This window comes from Facklamia sp. 7083-14-GEN3, assembly GCF_024742075.1.
In the GTDB taxonomy this organism is placed as follows: Bacteria; Bacillota; Bacilli; order Lactobacillales; family Aerococcaceae; genus Facklamia.
Window position 1 is genome coordinate 812,627 of the sequence record NZ_JANSGD010000001.1, and the last position, 17,495, is coordinate 830,121.

Annotated in this window: 18 protein-coding genes and 1 other annotated feature; of the genes, 8 read left to right on the forward strand and 10 right to left on the reverse strand. The window is 36.8% G+C overall.

Translation table 11 applies throughout. The features are described 5' to 3' along the window. Window positions 1-33: 33 nt before the first annotated feature. Window positions 34-1,242, reverse strand: coding sequence for a dicarboxylate/amino acid:cation symporter (locus tag NW240_RS03775; RefSeq protein ID WP_258436127.1), 1,209 nt, complete (start codon window positions 1,240-1,242; stop codon window positions 34-36). Between the two features lie 305 nt (window positions 1,243-1,547). On the opposite strand from NW240_RS03775, the gene NW240_RS03780 reads away from it, so the two are divergent. From NW240_RS03780 to NW240_RS03790, 3 genes are read left to right on the forward strand one after another with little or no spacing between them, the layout of a single operon-like run. After that, complete coding sequence (locus NW240_RS03780) at window positions 1,548-2,972, forward strand: Y-family DNA polymerase (RefSeq protein WP_258436128.1); 1,425 nt, start codon at window positions 1,548-1,550, stop codon at window positions 2,970-2,972. Further along, window positions 2,969-3,340, forward strand: a complete 372-nt coding sequence (locus tag NW240_RS03785; RefSeq protein WP_258436129.1) for a hypothetical protein — start codon at window positions 2,969-2,971, stop codon at window positions 3,338-3,340. Before NW240_RS03780 ends, NW240_RS03785 begins: the two co-directional genes overlap by 4 nt. Beyond that, window positions 3,340-3,627: a DUF5960 family protein gene (locus tag NW240_RS03790; protein ID WP_258436130.1), complete on the forward strand. Its 288-nt coding sequence runs from the start codon at window positions 3,340-3,342 to the stop codon at window positions 3,625-3,627. The genes NW240_RS03785 and NW240_RS03790 overlap by 1 nt, the downstream gene beginning before the upstream one ends. Before the next feature lie 94 nt (window positions 3,628-3,721). Here the strand turns inward: NW240_RS03790 and NW240_RS03795 are convergent, their stop codons facing one another. From NW240_RS03795 to NW240_RS03815, 5 genes are all read right to left on the reverse strand, one after another. Next, window positions 3,722-5,500 (reverse strand): ABC transporter ATP-binding protein, encoded by a 1,779-nt coding sequence (locus NW240_RS03795; RefSeq protein ID WP_258436131.1) that lies wholly within the window; start codon window positions 5,498-5,500, stop codon window positions 3,722-3,724. Next, on the reverse strand, window positions 5,490-7,226 hold the full coding sequence (locus NW240_RS03800; RefSeq protein WP_258436132.1) for an ABC transporter ATP-binding protein: 1,737 nt from the start codon (window positions 7,224-7,226) through the stop codon (window positions 5,490-5,492). Before NW240_RS03800 ends, NW240_RS03795 begins: the two co-directional genes overlap by 11 nt. 129 nt (window positions 7,227-7,355) lie before the next feature. Then, window positions 7,356-8,255, reverse strand: a complete 900-nt coding sequence (locus tag NW240_RS03805; RefSeq protein ID WP_258436133.1) for a YitT family protein — start codon at window positions 8,253-8,255, stop codon at window positions 7,356-7,358. 263 nt (window positions 8,256-8,518) lie between these two features. Next, window positions 8,519-9,169 (reverse strand): P-II family nitrogen regulator, encoded by a 651-nt coding sequence (locus tag NW240_RS03810; protein WP_258436134.1) that lies wholly within the window; start codon window positions 9,167-9,169, stop codon window positions 8,519-8,521. 10 nt (window positions 9,170-9,179) lie between these two features. Further along, complete coding sequence (locus tag NW240_RS03815) at window positions 9,180-10,649, reverse strand: DUF1538 domain-containing protein (protein ID WP_258436135.1); 1,470 nt, start codon at window positions 10,647-10,649, stop codon at window positions 9,180-9,182. 225 nt (window positions 10,650-10,874) lie between these two features. Between NW240_RS03815 and NW240_RS03820 the strand changes: the two genes are divergently transcribed. The 5 genes from NW240_RS03820 to NW240_RS03840 all read left to right on the forward strand — a co-directional run bounded on the left by NW240_RS03820 (window position 10,875) and on the right by NW240_RS03840 (window position 14,284). Then, window positions 10,875-11,255, forward strand: coding sequence for a GntR family transcriptional regulator (locus tag NW240_RS03820; protein WP_258436136.1), 381 nt, complete (start codon window positions 10,875-10,877; stop codon window positions 11,253-11,255). Next, window positions 11,248-11,928: an ATP-binding cassette domain-containing protein gene (locus NW240_RS03825; RefSeq protein ID WP_258436137.1), complete on the forward strand. Its 681-nt coding sequence runs from the start codon at window positions 11,248-11,250 to the stop codon at window positions 11,926-11,928. The genes NW240_RS03820 and NW240_RS03825 overlap by 8 nt, the downstream gene beginning before the upstream one ends. Then, window positions 11,929-12,684 (forward strand): hypothetical protein, encoded by a 756-nt coding sequence (locus NW240_RS03830; protein WP_258436138.1) that lies wholly within the window; start codon window positions 11,929-11,931, stop codon window positions 12,682-12,684. It begins immediately after the preceding gene. A gap of 12 nt (window positions 12,685-12,696) precedes the next feature. Then, entirely contained in the window at window positions 12,697-13,893 is a 1,197-nt protein-coding gene (locus tag NW240_RS03835; protein WP_258436139.1) for a hypothetical protein, read from the forward strand. Between the two features lie 85 nt (window positions 13,894-13,978). Next, on the forward strand, window positions 13,979-14,284 hold the full coding sequence (locus NW240_RS03840) for a hypothetical protein (RefSeq protein WP_258436140.1): 306 nt from the start codon (window positions 13,979-13,981) through the stop codon (window positions 14,282-14,284). Between the two features lie 83 nt (window positions 14,285-14,367). Here the strand turns inward: NW240_RS03840 and rpmA are convergent, their stop codons facing one another. The 4 genes from rpmA to NW240_RS03860 all read right to left on the reverse strand — a co-directional run bounded on the left by rpmA (window position 14,368) and on the right by NW240_RS03860 (window position 17,423). Then, complete coding sequence (gene rpmA / locus NW240_RS03845) at window positions 14,368-14,658, reverse strand: 50S ribosomal protein L27 (RefSeq protein WP_090290150.1); 291 nt, start codon at window positions 14,656-14,658, stop codon at window positions 14,368-14,370. A gap of 12 nt (window positions 14,659-14,670) precedes the next feature. Beyond that, window positions 14,671-15,015: a ribosomal-processing cysteine protease Prp gene (locus NW240_RS03850; RefSeq protein WP_258436142.1), complete on the reverse strand. Its 345-nt coding sequence runs from the start codon at window positions 15,013-15,015 to the stop codon at window positions 14,671-14,673. 2 nt (window positions 15,016-15,017) lie between these two features. Then, complete coding sequence (gene rplU / locus NW240_RS03855; RefSeq protein WP_258436143.1) at window positions 15,018-15,329, reverse strand: 50S ribosomal protein L21; 312 nt, start codon at window positions 15,327-15,329, stop codon at window positions 15,018-15,020. Between the two features lie 36 nt (window positions 15,330-15,365). After that, window positions 15,366-15,436, reverse strand: a sequence feature (ribosomal protein L21 leader region). A gap of 82 nt (window positions 15,437-15,518) precedes the next feature. After that, window positions 15,519-17,423 (reverse strand): M13 family metallopeptidase, encoded by a 1,905-nt coding sequence (locus tag NW240_RS03860; RefSeq protein WP_258436144.1) that lies wholly within the window; start codon window positions 17,421-17,423, stop codon window positions 15,519-15,521. Window positions 17,424-17,495: the final 72 nt, after the last annotated feature.

Sequence of the window (17,495 nt, forward strand, 5' to 3'; positions counted from 1 at the left end):
TCTAAGAAGGTTTTTTATTATTTATTTTAAAAGCTAAGACTTAATCTTATCGGCATAAATCTTATCAATTACAACAGCAATGGCGTTATCTCCTGAAACGTTAGCTGCTGTACCGAAAGAGTCTTGCGTTAAATAAAGTGAAATCATTAATTGTTGCATAGCATCTCCCACAATACCTACCATTGGTAAGAATGGTACAGCCGACATAATAGCTCCCCCAGGGGCTCCTGGTGCCGCTACCATTGCAATACCCAACATACAGATAAAACCAAAGATTAAACTAAAGCTATGTGGAAGATCGTACATTAATAACAAGGCTGTCGCACAAGAAGTAATAGTAATCATGGAACCTGCTAAGTGAATAGTTGCACATAAAGGTACGACGAAATTACGGATTTCTTCTGATACCCCATTATTTTCTGCACAGTCTAAGTTAACTGGAATCGTTGCAGCAGATGACTGGGTACCAACTGCAGTAAAATATCCTGGAATTTGATTCTTAATGAGTCGTAATGGATTTTTCCCAGCGTAAGTTCCTGCTCCAATGAATAATAAACTAACATAAAGTAAATGCATAATGATTACGATAACGAATACTTTCCAGAAAATGGATAGTACTGCAAAAACAGAGCCTGAATAAGACATATTTGCGAAGTTACCAAGGATATAGACAGGTAACAACGGAATAATTACTGTTTCTAAGACTTTAACAACTACTTCTTCGAACTCACAAGTAAGTTGATAAAGCACTTTGCCAGAGTTTCTTTCAACCCTTAGCCAAGAAATAACAAGTCCCATCATAAAGGCCAAAACAACTGCAGTGGTTACTTCTAAAATAGGTGTTATTGGAACCGTAAAGAATGGCGAAACGCCTTCCCCCGCTTCAGTAATTTTATTCACTAAATCACTGGTAATAAAACTTGGGAAAATATTTGTTGCCACAAAATAGGCAAAGGTTCCTCCAATAAGAGTTGAACCATAAGCTGTTAAAGCAGTAATTCCTAATAATTTCCCTGCTCCTTCTGTCAGATCGGCAATTCCTTTGGTAACTAACCCAATAATCATTAAAGGAATAAAGAAACCTAAAAAGGCTGAGAATAAGCTAGACAATGTTACTAAAACTCTAATGAACCATTCAGGAACAAACGGTAAGCGTCCAATCGCGATACCAATAGCAATCGCAATTAATAAGCGACCGACTAGACCTGTCTTAATCTTTATTTTGTCATTCTTTTCTGACATTATTTTTCCCTCCATTTGGAAATTGTTAGTAAACTCGAGTTATTACTATGTCTATATTATACACAAAAAAAAATTATATGAAAGCGTTTTTCTAGAATGTTTGTTTTTTTGTATTTTATCGTAAATATTATTACTTTTTACCGTCCCTAAAGCTAGCTGTGTTTTCATAAAAATCTAACGAATTAATGAAATTTTTGAAATTTTATTTCTCTTATTTTTTAAACTACGCTAAAAATTAAAAAAATTAACCTTATTGACACGAACGTAAGTTCGTATTAAACTGTTGGTTACAGGAGGAATTTACAGTGACTATTATTGATTATAGCCGTGAGCCTAGATCTGATATTGCTTTTATCGATATAAAATCCTTCTATGCGAGTGTAGAGTGTATTGATCGTGGCTTGCATCCTTTAAGAACAAGCCTTTGTGTCATGAGTCAAACAGACACTTCTCAAGGTCTAATTTTGGCTTCATCTCCTATTTTTAAACAAGTTTTTGGTCGTAACAATGTGGGACGAACCTATGATTTACCCTTCTATGTTCATAATCGACGATTCAATTATCGCAACGCCCGACGTGATGGTTTACGAACCGATCCGGCCTATGTTCATTACATTGAGTCTTGGGCCAAGCGTTCCTTATTTGTTCCACCAAGAATGGAACTCTATATTGAAAAAAATCTTGAAATTCTAAGACTTTTAACTCAATATGCTTCCGAAGAAGATATCCTTCCCTACTCGATTGATGAGGGCTTCATTGATTTAACCCATGTATTGAACTACTTCATTCCTGATCGTCACGTATCACGTCGTGATAAATTAGAAATGATTGCTAGCCGAATTCAACTGGATATCTGGCGTAAAACCGGTGTCGCCTCAACCATTGGCCTTTCCAATGCCAATCCTTTATTAGCTAAGCTTGCCTTGGATAATGAGGCTAAAAAGAATCCTAATATGCGAGCGAATTGGTCCTATGAAGATGTTGCAAGCAAAGTCTGGGCCATTCCAGAATTAACTGATTTTTGGGGGGTCGGTAAGCGGACAGCCAAACGACTGAATCGTTTAGGGATTCAGTCCATTTATGATCTAGCTCATGCTGACCCTGACCAATTAAAAAAGGAGTTTGGTGTAATTGGTTTACAATTATTCTTTCATGCTAATGGCGTTGATGAAAGTAAAATAAGTGAACCCTATCATCCGAAGTCTAAAGGCATTGGCAACTCGCAGATTTTACCACGTGATTACATCCAACAAGCAGACATTGAATTGGTTTTAAGTGAAATGGCAGAACAAGTTGCCATTCGTTTAAGACGAGCGGGAAAAAAAGCACGAGTAGTCTCTATTTATGTCGGTTACTCCAAAGAAGTTGATCAATCACCTCTTCGAGCCCAAGCGCACATTGATCCTAGCCAACAAACAAAAGTCTTAACAGCTACTGTGATTAAACTCTTTCGCTCTAAATATGAAAACGGTCCTGTTCGAAATATTGGTATTCGCTATTCCGGCTTGGTAGAAGAAAATATCCATTACTTTTCACTTTTTGAAGAGCCTAATCGATCATTAAAAGAAGAGAGCCTTGATAAGACTGTAGATGCTATTCGATCACGGTTTGGTTACGTATCTGTTTTAAAAGCTAGTGCCTTATTAGAAGGATCGCGTTCCATTGCCCGCAGCAAATTGATTGGTGGGCATGCAGCGGGTGGAGCAGGCGGATTGGATGGATTAGAATGAGTGTGGATCGGTCATACTTATCTTCTAAAGCTGCTCGTCAATACCAGGACCGCAAAATGGCTAAATGGATGGGATTTTTTCTATCAGAACATACTTCCGCCTTGTCGCACACCACTACTGATTCAGACCCAGCCAGATTGTCCCCTAAGGAGAAATTCCTATTACTCAGTCAAGCCTATGTTCAAAAGCTCTCCATTACACTTGTTTATCAGGCTAATCATCCCAAAAAAGCCCACCAATCAGTTACAGGCATTCTTAAAGAATTAAATCTAGAGCAATGTGCGATCGAAAACACTATTTCTAGAAACTATCAAATCTTGGATTTTGAACAAATTATCGATATTGCACTTGCTGAGGAGGTAGAATAATGAAAATCAATGACTACCACCATAATGAGACACAGTTTGATTATTTCAGCGAAAATTATCAACGATTTCAAGATGATTTCTATCGTTATTCTAAGCTAAAGGTTCCTCTTTCTTTTCTAGAGGATGAGCTATTACGAATGATGTCAGCATCGACCATTAATTATTTTCGTATTCCTAAAAGACACAGCCTTGATCACCGTGATCACACCTTTGTTTTCAAGGTGCGCACCGACAAGGCCAACCATTTAATTCGTATTTATCAATATCATTATCATTATTGTGATTAAAGTTCCACTATCAATCACATCCAATAAAGCTAGGATTGTTTATTAATAGATTTCTCTAAAAAAAACCCACTCATTTGAGTGGGCTTTTTTTAACTTAATCTTGATTAGCAAACTGACTTTGATAGAGTTCTGCATAAAAGCCATTAGCTGCTAAGAGTGAATCATGATTTCCTTTTTCGATAATCGTACCATCCTTCATCACTAAAATGATATCGGCATTACGAATGGTCGATAAGCGGTGGGCAATTACAAAGGATGTTCGTCCTTCCATTACCTTATCCATGGCTTCTTGAATTAATTTTTCAAGCAGTGTATCCACTGAAGAAGTTGCTTCATCCAATACCAAAATATCTGGATTAGAAAGCACAGCCCGAGCAATAGTCATCAATTGCTTTTGACCCAGTGAAATATTATTAGCTTCCTCATTTATTTCCATCTGATAGTCATGCGGTAAGGATTGAATAAAATGATCCACATTGGCTGTTTTGGCTGCTTGAATTACCGCTTCATCTGTAGCAGATAGGTCTCCAAAACGCAGATTTTCCATAATGGTATCAGTATACAGCCAGGCATCTTGTAAAACCATGCCAAAATGCTGTCGCAGTTCATGGCGGGAAATATCTTGAATGTCCACCCCATCGATTAAAATCGATCCTTGATCAACATCATAAAAGCGCATTAATAAGTTGATGAGAGTGGTTTTTCCAGCTCCTGTAGGACCAACAATTGCAACCGTTTCGCCCGGCTTGACAGTAAACGAAATATTTTTCATCAGCGGTTTTTCTGGATCATAGCCAAAGCCAACCTTACGAAATTCTACTTGTCCTTGAACAGGTTCAACTAATTCTTGTAAAGAAGCTCTTTCTTGGTTCTCCTCTTCATAAAGAAGTGAAAAGACCCGATCAGCTGCAGAAAATGCTGATTGAATAATCCCAGAAAGTTGCGAAATCATTTGTATCGGCTGATTAATACGGTTGATATAAGCTACAAAGGCGCTCAAGTTACCCACAGTTAATTGACCGGCAAAGACTTGAAAGAGTCCTGCAATGGTGACAATCAAATAGACCGAGTTGGATACCATCACCATAGTGGGCATCATTAAAGAGGAAATAAAGCCGGCTTTAAAACTATGATCACGTAAATCTAAATTAAGTTGCATAAATTCTTCAATGGACTCTTCTTGCATACCAAAAGCTTTAACTTCTGTAAACCCTGATAATTGCTCTTGAGTAAATCCAAATAAATGACCTAAAGATTTCGCTTGAGCATTAAAGTAAGGTTGGGAGCGTTTCAATATGATACGACCTAAAAGAACTGATAAAGGCATTAAAATAAGAATTAAGCTAGCTAATTTCCAATTGATCCAAAACATCATGGCTAATGAAAAACTAATTCCTAAAATACCGTTAGCAATTTGCACAAAGGATTGTTGCAAGGCATTTGAAATCGATTCGACATCATTTGTTATTTTAGATAGTATATCCCCTGTTTCTTGAGAATCAAAATAAGCGACAGGGAGTTTATTGAGCTTATTAGCTAAGTCAATTCTTAAATCATAAATAGAATGTTGAACGACATTGGTCATAAAAAATTGACTTAAATAACTCGACAAGTAAAAGAAAGTTCCTCGAACGAAATAAAGAATCATAATATTTCGAATATAGACTAAATCTACTTGCGCACCTGGTACCCCTTGTGCAATATCTATAGCATTTTGAGCAAGTTTGGTGATGGCTAAACCAAAAATAAAAGGCTCTATCGCTGAGGCTGCCATCATTAAAATGGTCGCCAGTAGTGATCCGATAAATTGTAACTTGTAAGGTTTTAAATAGGACCAAATATGCTTAGTCAGTTCTATACGACTAAAATTCATGGTTCAGTTCCTCCTCACTTAATTGAGATGCCGCAATATCATAGTATACTTTTGATTGTTTAAGTAAGTCTTTATGTTTACCGATAGCTGAAATTTTTCCCTTATCTAAAACAATGATCTGATCAGCATGCATAATCGTTCCCACTCTTTGAGCTACAATAATAGTCGTAGCCTCTTGAGTGGCCTCTTTCAAAGCAGCTCTTACCTTGGCATCTGTTTTATAATCGAGAGCAGAGAATGAATCATCAAAAATATAAATCTCTCGCTTATTAATAATGGACCTTGCAATCGATAACCTTTGCTTTTGCCCGCCTGACAAGTTCGAGCCCTTTTCAGAAAGCATAGCATCATAACCGCCATCTAAATCATGGATAAAGTCCTGAGCTTGAGCGATGGAAGTTGCCATTTCCATATCACGTGCATCAGCATCGTATTTTCCATAGCGCAAATTGTCAGCAATTCTACCTTTAAAAAGCAAAGCTGATTGTGGCGTATAGCCTATCTTAGACCGCAGATTTTCTAAGTCATAATCTCGCACATCCACCCCATTAACTAACACCTGCCCTTTTGTAACATCAAAAAAGCGAGGAATCAACTTAACAATCGAAGATTTTCCTGAACCAGTCGACCCAATAATGGCAGTTGTTTCGCCAGGTTTAGATTTAAAGGAAATGTTTTCAAGAACCGCTTTATCGGAATCAGGATAAGTAAAACTGACATTATCAAATTCAACCGTTCCTCTGGCGCATTTTTCATGGACAGGATGTTGGGGATTCTCAACCGTTATCGGTGAAAGGTCAACTTCTTCTAGACGTGAAGCAGACACTATCGCCCTTGGATACATCATAAAAATATTAGAAAAAATCATTAAGGAGAAGAGACCGTGGAAAATATATTCAATAAATGCAGTCAAAGTTCCTACTTGTAAAGTACCTTCTTGAATCATTTGAGCACCTAAATAGACCAAGAAAACAATGGCAACGTTTAAAATAAATGAAAAAATAGAAGGCGAAGCAGCCATTAATTTGAATAGGCTTGAAGATGTTTGTCGATAGCCTTTGTTTACTTTGGTGAAACGATTACTTTGAAACTCCTGGCGATTGAAGGCACGGATAACCCGCAAGCCGGTAATAGATTCTCGCAAAATACGGTTTAGCCGGTCCAATAATTTTTGCTGCTTTTCTGATAAGGGACGGGAAAACTTAGCAATAAAATAGACCACTATACCAATAAAGAAAACAGCGGGTAATATTTTAACGCCTAAGCTAGGCGCTGTTCTCAATATCATGGTCCATGAAAAAATTAGCATGAAAGGTCCCATCATCCCTTGCTTTAATAACATTTCGGTAAATTGTAAAATAATAAAGGCATCATTAGTGATTCGATTGGTTAAAGAAGGGACACCAAACTCTTGAAACTCATGATGTGAAAGCTTTAGCATTTTTGTATAAACATCATTACGAATATCCATCGTCATACCTGTCACAATACGACTAACCATATAGCCTCTGAATGCCCTGGATAAAAATCCTAAAATAGTGAATCCAAGCATTCCCCAAGCATAAGGCCATGCTTGATCCATTTTTTGAACTAAAATCGCTTTATCAATCATCGCTGCCAGCATGGTCGGCATTCCTAAAATGGATGCTGAAGTGGCAATGGCTGAAATGACTATGATAAACCACTCTTTAGGATAATGCTTTAAATATCTAAATATATAGCGCATCTCTTATTCTCCTTTAAACTTTTCTATTAATATATACTAGCGAAGACCTGCTTATGTCGCAAGATAAAAACTCGATTAAAGAAAGTTTTCTCCTTCAATCGAGCTAGTTAAATCAGTAAATTATTATTTTTACTGGTATTTATTTTTATGTGGACTTTCATAGGAGAAGAAGGTAAAACCTTCACCAATCACTTGTTGTACGTCTGAAATAGTAACAAATGCTTTGGGGTCGATTTGTGTCACTAATCGTTGTAATTGAACCACCTGATTACGATTCACTATTGCTAATAAGACTTCCCTTTCTTGCTTGGAATAATAGCCATAAGCTCTAAATACAGTAATACCGCGTACCATCTCTTTAATCACTTTATCCGCAATTTCTTCTTTCTTAGAGGAGAATATCATCACGGACTTTCTGCGATTAACCCCATCGGTTACGAAATTGACAGTCTGACTAGCAATAAACATCATCATGATGGTCACAATCGTCATATCCACTCCAATTATAAAACTTGAAGCTAAAATGACTAGCATATCACACATTAACAAGCCGGCAGAAAAACTGATGCCTAGGTATTGTTGCATAATCATTGCTACAATATCAGTCCCTGCAGTTGTTCCATTCCCTCTAAGCACTAAACCAATACCTGCTCCTAAAAGTACCCCCCCAGCTGCAGCTGGAATAATGATATTGGTTGCCACATAAGGTTCTGGTTGAATAACATTTAAACAAAAACTTAAACAAGTTGAAGCATAAATTGTATAAAGTAAGGTTCGCTTACTTAAGTACTTCCAGCCAACTACTAATAGTATGGCATTAACAATAAAATTGGTTGTACCGGTTGGTATTTTCATTAAATAATAGGCTAACATAGAAACCCCCGTCACACCACCGTTACCAAAATGGTTGGGAATTAGGAAATAATTGACCCCATAGGCATAAACAATACAGCCTAGAGTCATAATTAAAACAGAATAAAAAATTCCTTTCGGTGTTATTTCAAAATAGTCCATTACTTTTTTTACCATTACCAACACTCCTTTACTATCGAGGATATTATACCCCCTTTTTTAGAAGAATGTAATCCCTTTCAGATAGGTTTTTAAATTCTTAGTAAATTATCATTAATCGTTAAGCTATTTATTATTCTTCTCTTGCATACAAATAATCTTATATGGTTATAGCCCTATTTGATTGTTTTTAAGTTGAGATAGAAGCATAATTTAGCGCAAGTTAACATAATGAAAAGACGAGTAAAAGCTTACCTTTTACTCGTCTTAATTTAATAAATTTATTGTATTTGTTGGAAAAGTCCGCTGACATCGTTAACATCAATGGTAAAGAGGATACCCTTACCAGGTTGGTCAATGTCCATGGCTTTAGAAACTTTTTCAATAATTTCAGGCACTTTTTGCGTTTCGACAATCATTAAGACAAGTTCCTTCTCAGGTTCAATTTGGACATTAAATATCTTAGGAGCTTTCTTCGAACCTAATCCACGACCGTGAAGAATGGTCGCTCCCCCTGCTCCTTCCGCACGAGCCGTTTCCACTACTTCATCTCCTGAATCACGATCAACAATTGTAGCTACTAATTGATATTTACTCATTTCTTGATCTCCCTCATTAAATTCATGCATTAACTGGTGACTGCCATACACACTGCTTGTATTGATTGAAAAGAGAATGCCCTTTCCTTTTTTAGGCAGTTCACACTTTTCGGTTAAAACTTGGTGAATTTTTTCTTCATTTGAATGATCGACCAACATCAATAAAGCTTCCCGCTTGGAATCATTCAAACCTAATAAATCTAAGAAGGGATTGGCCACGGTTCCCTCTGCTCGAAAAATAGTTCCACCGGTTGCACCAGCCTTGCGTGCTTGTTCAAGAAAATAGGAGGCTGTGCCCTTCTTAACGATTGCAAAAAATAATACTGTCTGCATAAATTCCCTCCTAATCCATTTCTTGTTGTTTTAATTTCCACTTATAGATGATTCCGAGTAATAATATCATGACGATTGGCGCCATTGCAACTGTCGCTATAACACCAAAGCCATCCGTTACCACATCGGCGGTTGGAATCCTATCGGCTGCCCCTTGAGCAAAGGACAGGATAAAAGTTGCAGTCATCGGTCCGGAGGCTACTCCCCCCGCATCAAAAGCAATTCCACCAAATAGATCATCTACAAAGAATGATAAACAGATGGCTAAAAGAAAGCCAGGTAATAAATAATACCAGATTTGAATACTAGGAACTAAAATACGAATCAGTGACCCACTAACAGCTAGACCTACTCCAATGGATAGGAAGACCAGTAATAGCTTGTTCTTAATAAAACCACCGGTTACCGTTTCAACTTGGTCTCCCAATACATGAACGGCTGGCTCAGCTAAAACAATCACCAAGCCCATAATTAAACCGATTACGGGTAACCAAGCCTGATAATCACGCGCTAACATATTGCCTAAAAAACGCCCCATATCCATAAAACCTTGATTGACGCCAATTAAAAAGAAGACCAATCCAATTAAAGTATATATGACACCTTTAATAATCCGTTTGAGTTCACGCTTTTTAAGCTTGAATTGCTTCCAATTCATAAAGGAAAATAAAATAGCCAAGGGAGTTAGAGCCATTAAAGATTCAAGCAAAGTGTGTCCAATGGCTGAAAAGAATGGAGCAACAATTCCCTCTGTATAACGATAAGCTTCCGCTTGCCCTTGGAAACTCACTCCCGTAATAACGGATAATAAAATAACTGCTAAAATCGGTCCGACACTCATGGCACCTACTAAGCCAAATGAATCCTCCTCAGCCATGTGACCACCCTTACGAGCGGAAACAGCAGCTGACAACGCCAAGATAAAAGGTGTGGTTAAGGCACCTGTCGTCGCGCCTGATGCATCAAAAGCAATGGCAATAAAATCATTCGAAACTAATAAAGCCATTAAGGCGATCAAACCATAGGCTATGAAGAAAAAATACTTAATCGAGAAGGAAGATAAAATCCGCACGATACCAAAAGCAATTAGAAATCCGACACCCAGTGAGACCATTGCTACAATGACAGCAGAAGAAAGGGTCCCTCCCATAGCGTCTGATACTTGCTGCCCTAAGATGAGTAAATCGGGTTCAGCTACTGTGACAGAAAAACCAATTACAAAAGCCAGTCCTGTGATTGCCCAAATATTCGGTGCATCCGCCACACTTTTTCCCATCAAATCTCCTATCGGTCCCATACCGACATCAACGCCGAATAAAAAGATGGTTAACCCTAAAATCAATAGTACGGCCCCGATAAGAAAGCGAATCATCATATCAGCCGATACATTGACCATGGTTAAGGAGATGATAACGACCAACACTATAATAGGAAGTACAGAGGCTAATACTTCTTTTAATTTATCTACTAGTAAATCCATAACATTCCCCCTTTATAAATAATATTACTTCTTAATCATACCATAGCTTTGACTCCGTTTTGCTTAAATCCTTGTCGAATTTTAATGGTCCATTCATTTTATTTAAATTTTTCCTCAAAGACTCATTGACTAAAAAGTGTATTGCTCGTATAATACACTTAGACAATCTGTATTACGGTTGTAGTACACATGTTAAATAAGAAATCCCTTTATGGAGGTGAAATGATGAAACTTGAATCCAATTTACCCATCTATACTCAAATTATTGCTTGGGTAAAAGAGCAGATTATCACTGGAAAATATACTCCGGGTTATCAATTGCCCTCAAGGAGACAATTAGCAAAAGAATGGAAAGTTAATCCGAATACTGTTCAAAAAGCATTTAAAGAAATGGAGGACTTCGGCATGATTGTTACCCAACCGCAAAGGCCTAGCACAATAACCACAGACACTCAATTAATTACTCAACTGAAATACGAATCCATTGATCAGGCTATCGAGAATTTAGTCGATGTACTCATTCCAATGGATTTACAATTAGAAGATGTCATCCAACGCATCACCAAAACTTATCAAAACAAGAAGGAGGTTCTTGAACATGATTAAAATCCAAAACTTAAACAAGTCCTATGGTAAACGCCATGTCTTAAAAGATATTAATTTAGAAATCCAACCGGGAGAGATTACCGGCTTAATCGGTATTAATGGTACAGGTAAATCAACTCTCATCAATTGCTTGGCTAGACTATTACCCTTTCAAGGTCAAGTCTCTGTCAATGGCGAGAGCTTAGAAGATAGCAAGGCTAAAGTTTGGCATGTACCAGACCATTTGAATTTACCACCTAATATGACCGTTAAAGCTTGTAAAGAGTTTATGTATAACCTCTACCCTGCTTGGAACCCTGCAAGAGCGCAGGATATCCAAGATTTTTTCCAATTAGAAGATAATATGCGTATCAAAGAACTCTCCAAGGGTAATCAAGCAAAACTTAACTTAATGTTAGGCTTGGCTTTAGATGCCGATTATCTCTTGTTGGATGAACCTTTTGCCGGTATTGATGTGTTCAGCCGGGAACAAATACTTGAACTATTTGGCTCTTTTATTGAAAAAGACTGCGGTGTGTTAGTAACGACGCATGAGCTTTATGATGTCGAGCATTTTATTGACCGAGCCGTCTTGATCAGTGAAGGTCAGATTAAACGGTCGGTCTATCTAGAAGATATGCGGGAAAACGAAGAGCTATCTCTAGTGGAATGGCTAAGAAAGGAGTTAAGATAAATGAAAGAATTACTCGGTTTAACTTATTTTGAAATACAGCGGCAAAAATTATACTGGATGATTGTTGCCTTGATCTATTCTGTCTTATCTTTAATTAGCATTAATAGCCAAATACAAAGCAATCTTCAGCAAAAGATTATCAGCGATTCAGGTGTTTTACTCAATGCCGTAAATATTGCTTTCGTAATTGGCATACTCGCTATGGCTATAGCAGCTTTCTTAATATGGTTAAAAGATTGGTTTAGCCAAAGTAAGATGATATCTCGTTGGTTAGCTGGACCTTTTAAACGGCCGAACCTCTATCATGCTAAATTTTTAAGCCTTATTTTTTACTTTTTATTAAGTATTTTATCGGTTTATTTATGGGTATTTCTTCTAGATTTTATTTTAAATTTGACCTTACAAGAAAACTATTCCAACGAGATACCACTTTATCTGATGTTAAATTTTTCTTATTTTAAATATTTTTTTACTGAGTCGATTATTCTATCGGTAATTAATTTCTTAGCTTGGATGAGTCTGATTCCCATCACTTTTTTATTAGTTATACTAGAGCGCGCTTATACCTGGGCATGGTCTCTCTTATATTTAATTTTCTTTTTCGTATTATTATACGCGACTGGCCAAATACTGGATTGGGGTATACTAACCTATAGTCTTGAATTTGGTAGGTTCATTCCATTTGCTGCAATCTTTGTTGGAGCAATCACCTACTGGATAGGTTGCCAAAGAGTTGCTAAAGATCTACATATTTAAAGGAGGTAAAAAATGAATTATTCTAAACAGATGATTAAGTACTTTTCGGTAATTGCCATCGGGTTACTTGTACTTTTAGTTAGTCATTACGCCTTCAATCAACCAATCGTTGGTAAACTGACGGCTATCGAAGGAAAAGATACACCCGAATTTCTTCCAGATGAATACGTAAACTTAAAGGCTCAAAGTAATATTTTCAGTTTGCCAGAAAAAATGTTCCAAAATAAAAAAGGTGATTATCAACTCAGTCGATCTAAATTTAACATTTCAACCCAAGATTTTAAAGGCAACACTGAATTAGAAGAATTAGCTAAAGATGTCCCTAGTTTCTTTAAAAGAATAGCTTCCATTGATCAGGTCTTTCAAGGCGAAGACCATTACTTCTGGATTGAAAGTGACTATTATAATAATGATTTATCGCCCGTCAAAGTCCATTTTTTAGATAAGAATAACAAAAAAGAAATAATTAAAGAAGTTCCTTTAATTAAGACTTCCACTCAAAATCAAACATCAGCCTCTTTGCTAAATGTTCAGAGCCGTTTGGTTGACGGAAAGTATTATCTGATGTGTGTTTATAATATTGAATCTGGCAACGGTAATGATGCTAACTATATCGTGGAAAATAAACTTGAAATCTTTCAGTTAGATAAGGTAGATAAGGACAGCCAATATCAACTAATTAATGAGGAAAGCTATCAACCCTATGGAGAAGAAAAATTGAGTAAAGATGTATGGTTTAGTGATTCTTCTCAAAGCACTGCGGTTGCAATAGATGCGCCTTTTATTCAAACTACCTATTATATGGATGACGGCCAGGCTGGTCCCTTCTATATATTTGATTTTAAAGAGCAAGCTTGGCAGGAGTTAGAATTTAATTCTCCTGAAAAGAGTAGCTTTCAACTTTTGACCGCCGATTCTAACAAGCTCTATGTATTGGAACTGCAGGAAGATAAAAATTATTTAGGTTATTACTCTTTAAAAGATCAAAGCTATACAGACGAAATCCCATTAGAACATTTTGAATCATTGAACGATTGGATTGACATTCAAGTTATTGATCACAACAAAGAAGGAAAAACACTTTTAGCCTTAAATGACTTCACTAATAAATATTATGGTTATTATGACCTAAACACTGGTCAAACGGACTCCCTCTTTCGTATTGATTTTCCTAAAGCGTATCATAAGTTTTTAGATTTAAGTCATTGAAATTAAAGAATCCTTTTAATCTATTTTGCAATTAAAAGGCGTTTTTACTAAGATATAAGTAAAGACGCCTTTAAGGAGGTTATTTATGCAAAACTCAAAAACCGAACGCTATTTAAAGCTTTTTCGTAAAATTTATATCATTACTTTTATACTAGGCTTTATTCCTTTCTTAACAGTCATTGTTGCTAAAATAGCCTATCCCAATCCTCTTTTTACGCTTTTTTCAAAACTTACGATGATACTATTTGCTATGGGCTTGCTCTTTTTTATGTTAGCACTCGTCCTAGCGGTAATCCAAATAATTAAAAAGAAAGGATTTACTAATGAAATTGAACTTCCTCTCTTAACTGGTTTTATCATTAGAATTCTTTTCGACTATTTTCAGTCCTAGTTTCACCTTTATCTAAATCTAAATTAAAAAACAGACCTAGCTAACTGGCTAGGTCTGTTTTTTAGTTTAAGTAATGAATTCGATTAAGCCTCAACAGCTACTGGGTAAACAGAAACTTTCTTAGCTTTTTTACCTTTACGTTCGAATTTAACGATACCATCGATTTTAGCGAATAATGTATCATCGCCTCCGCGTCCAACATTTTCTCCTGGATGGATTTTTGTTCCACGTTGACGGTAGATAATAGATCCACCTGTTACTTCTTCACCGTCGCCAACTTTAGCGCCTAAACGCTTAGCAATTGAATCACGACCGTTCTGAGTAGAACCTCCACCTTTTTTAGTAGCGAATAGTTGTAAGTCTAATTTCAACATAGAGAGCACCTCCTATAGTATAGTTTGTTTAATCTGGATATATTCGGGATAAGCTTGTTCTGTAACTTCTAAAGCTAAAATTAAATGACGCAGCAAAAGTTGCACATCATGTTTTAACTTTTTTTGTTCAATCGATGGTAGTACGAGTTTTAGATAACCACCTTCAACTTCATTAACAGTGGTATCTACCGGCACTTGCAATAGTTGGTAAAGTGAGTTTTCAACTGAAATAACTTGACTAGATACTGCGGCACAGACAATATCTTGTCCATGTTCACCATAACCAGCATGTCCAGTCATTTCGATTTCTTTAACTTCTTGACCACCTTTTGAAAGGCTGATTTGTACTTGAATCATGATTAAGCCTTAATAGCGTTAACAGTTAATTTAGTGTATGGTTGACGGTGTCCTTGCTTACGGTGAGAATCTTTACGACGTAAATATTTGAAAGTAACTACTTTCTTTTCGCGTCCTTGCTTCTCAACAGTTGCTTCAACAGAAGCTCCAGCAACTAATGGTGAACCTACTTTTGTTTCACCTTCGCCACCTACTAAAACTACTTCATCAAAAGTTACTTTGTCACCTTCAGCAACGTCTAACTTCTCAACGAAGATTGTTTGTCCTTCTTCTACCTTAATTTGCTTGCCGCCTGTTTTAATAATTGCGTACATTCAAGCACCTCCTATTATTAGATTTTCGGTATAAATACCTACACTTAGACTCGCCAACTTGAGTGGCTTGCGCACTTAAACTCAAGGATGAGCGGTTGCAGTTGTGGTGCTACACAAATACAACATTAGTATGATAACAGAATTACTCTTAAGTGTCAATATTTCTTAGGAATTCTAACTAGTAAATGTTTACCAAATCTGAACACGATCTTGAGGGGCCATCCACATACCATCCCCCTCTTTAATCGCAAATGTTTCGTAAAATTCATCGAGGTTCTTAACCGCGACATTCGCACGTAATTCAGCTGGCGAATGGACATCAATTTGCAAGAGCATCATTTCATAGTCTAATCGTGCTTTCTCACACCATACACGTGCCCAGTTAATGAAGAAATCTTTATAATCTTTCTCCCCTTCATTTTTTAAAGCGGTTAAAGCTGCTGTTAAGCCACCACCGTCGGCAATATTTTCTGAAACAGTTAATTTACCATTGACTTTTCCTTCGCGAAACGGCAGGCCATCCCATTGTTGAATCATGGCTTGGGCTTTGGCATCAAAGGCTTCAAAATCTTCATCCGTCCACCAATTATTTAGATTACCATCCTCATCAATTTTAGCCCCATTGTTATCAAAAGCATGAGAAATCTCATGAGCAATCACTGCACCAATCCCTCCATAGTTTGCTGCTCTGGATTGATCCAAGCTATAGAAAGGTGACTGTAGAATGGCGGCAGGGAAACAAATGTTATTAGAGGTTGGATTATAATAGGCATTGACCTGATTGGCAGGCATCAACCATTTATTACGATCGACAGCTTGCCCGAATTGTGAAAATTGTTCCAATTGATGCACTCTCTTTAATGAAAGAAAGTTCTTAAAGTAAGTCTGATCAGCATCCACTTTTAAATCTTTATAATAAGCAGGATAGTCATCAGGGAAACCCACTAAGAAGGCAATTCGATCAAGTTTTCTAATCGCTAAATCAATAGTCTCTTGACTTAACCACTGATTATTAGACAATCTTTCTTGATAGACTTTAATCATTGCCTTAATCATACCTTCAACATCCTGGCGTGCTTTTATACCAAAAAACTTTTTACCATAGTAAACACCAAAAGCCTGTTCAAAAAGATCATTAACTAGATAAAAATTATGCTTATCTTTTTTTATTACTTGAGGTATGCCCGATAAGGCAAGTATGAATGGACTGCCAATAATACGCATTTCTTCACTCAAAACTTCAGAAAAAGTATTAACCGTTTTTACTAAAAGCCAAGCCTTTACTTGATTAAAATTATTGTCGGTCACAAGCTGTGATAGCTTTTCAAAGAATTGAGGCTGAGTCACAATTACCTGGTTGGGAACTGTGTCCAAGCACTCTTGAATAATCCTTTTCAGATCAATATTTTGACTGTAACCTTCGATTGTTTCTATCGAACGAGGGTTGTAATTTTTGGTATAATCAGCCAATTCTTCTTTTGTTTTTTGATACTTAGCCAAGGTTTGATCAAAAGCGAGACAATCCTTGACCCACTGTTGGCTTTCCTCTTCTTGATAGCCCAACTTAACAAGTAGAGCGACACTTTGTTCTTGGTATATTCTTAATAATTCTTGGCCTGTTTCATTATCAGCCTCATAGTATGGTGTGTCTGGTAAAATCATTTGAGGTACATCTAAATATAAAGCATGGTGGTTAGCATCTTTCATATCCGGTTCAACCGTTAATTGAATCAATGAGGGTAAGCTATGTTCCAACATGGCTACGATTTCTTGATTAAGTCCTTGATAGTCTTCTTGATTGAGGATTCGTTCTAATAGGGCTCTAGCTTGATCAAAACCTTCAACTTCTCGCTTTTGATAATCGGTAGCTTGCTGGAACAACTTAATATATTCCAACATTGCTGGATCGGTAACTGATAGTTCACCCGCTGCTAATTTCTTTGTTTCATCTAAGCATAAGTCTTCTACTTGATCTGCTAGCGTTGAAAACCCACCAGTAGAAGGTTGATCATCGGGTATGACTGCTTCTTTTAGCCATTCTCCATTTACCGCTTGGTATAAATCATCTTTTAATAAAGATTGATTGACTGACATAGTAATTCCTCCTTTTTTGTTTTACTATTCTCTTAATTATAGCATTTTATTTCGAACGCATAAAAAGAATCG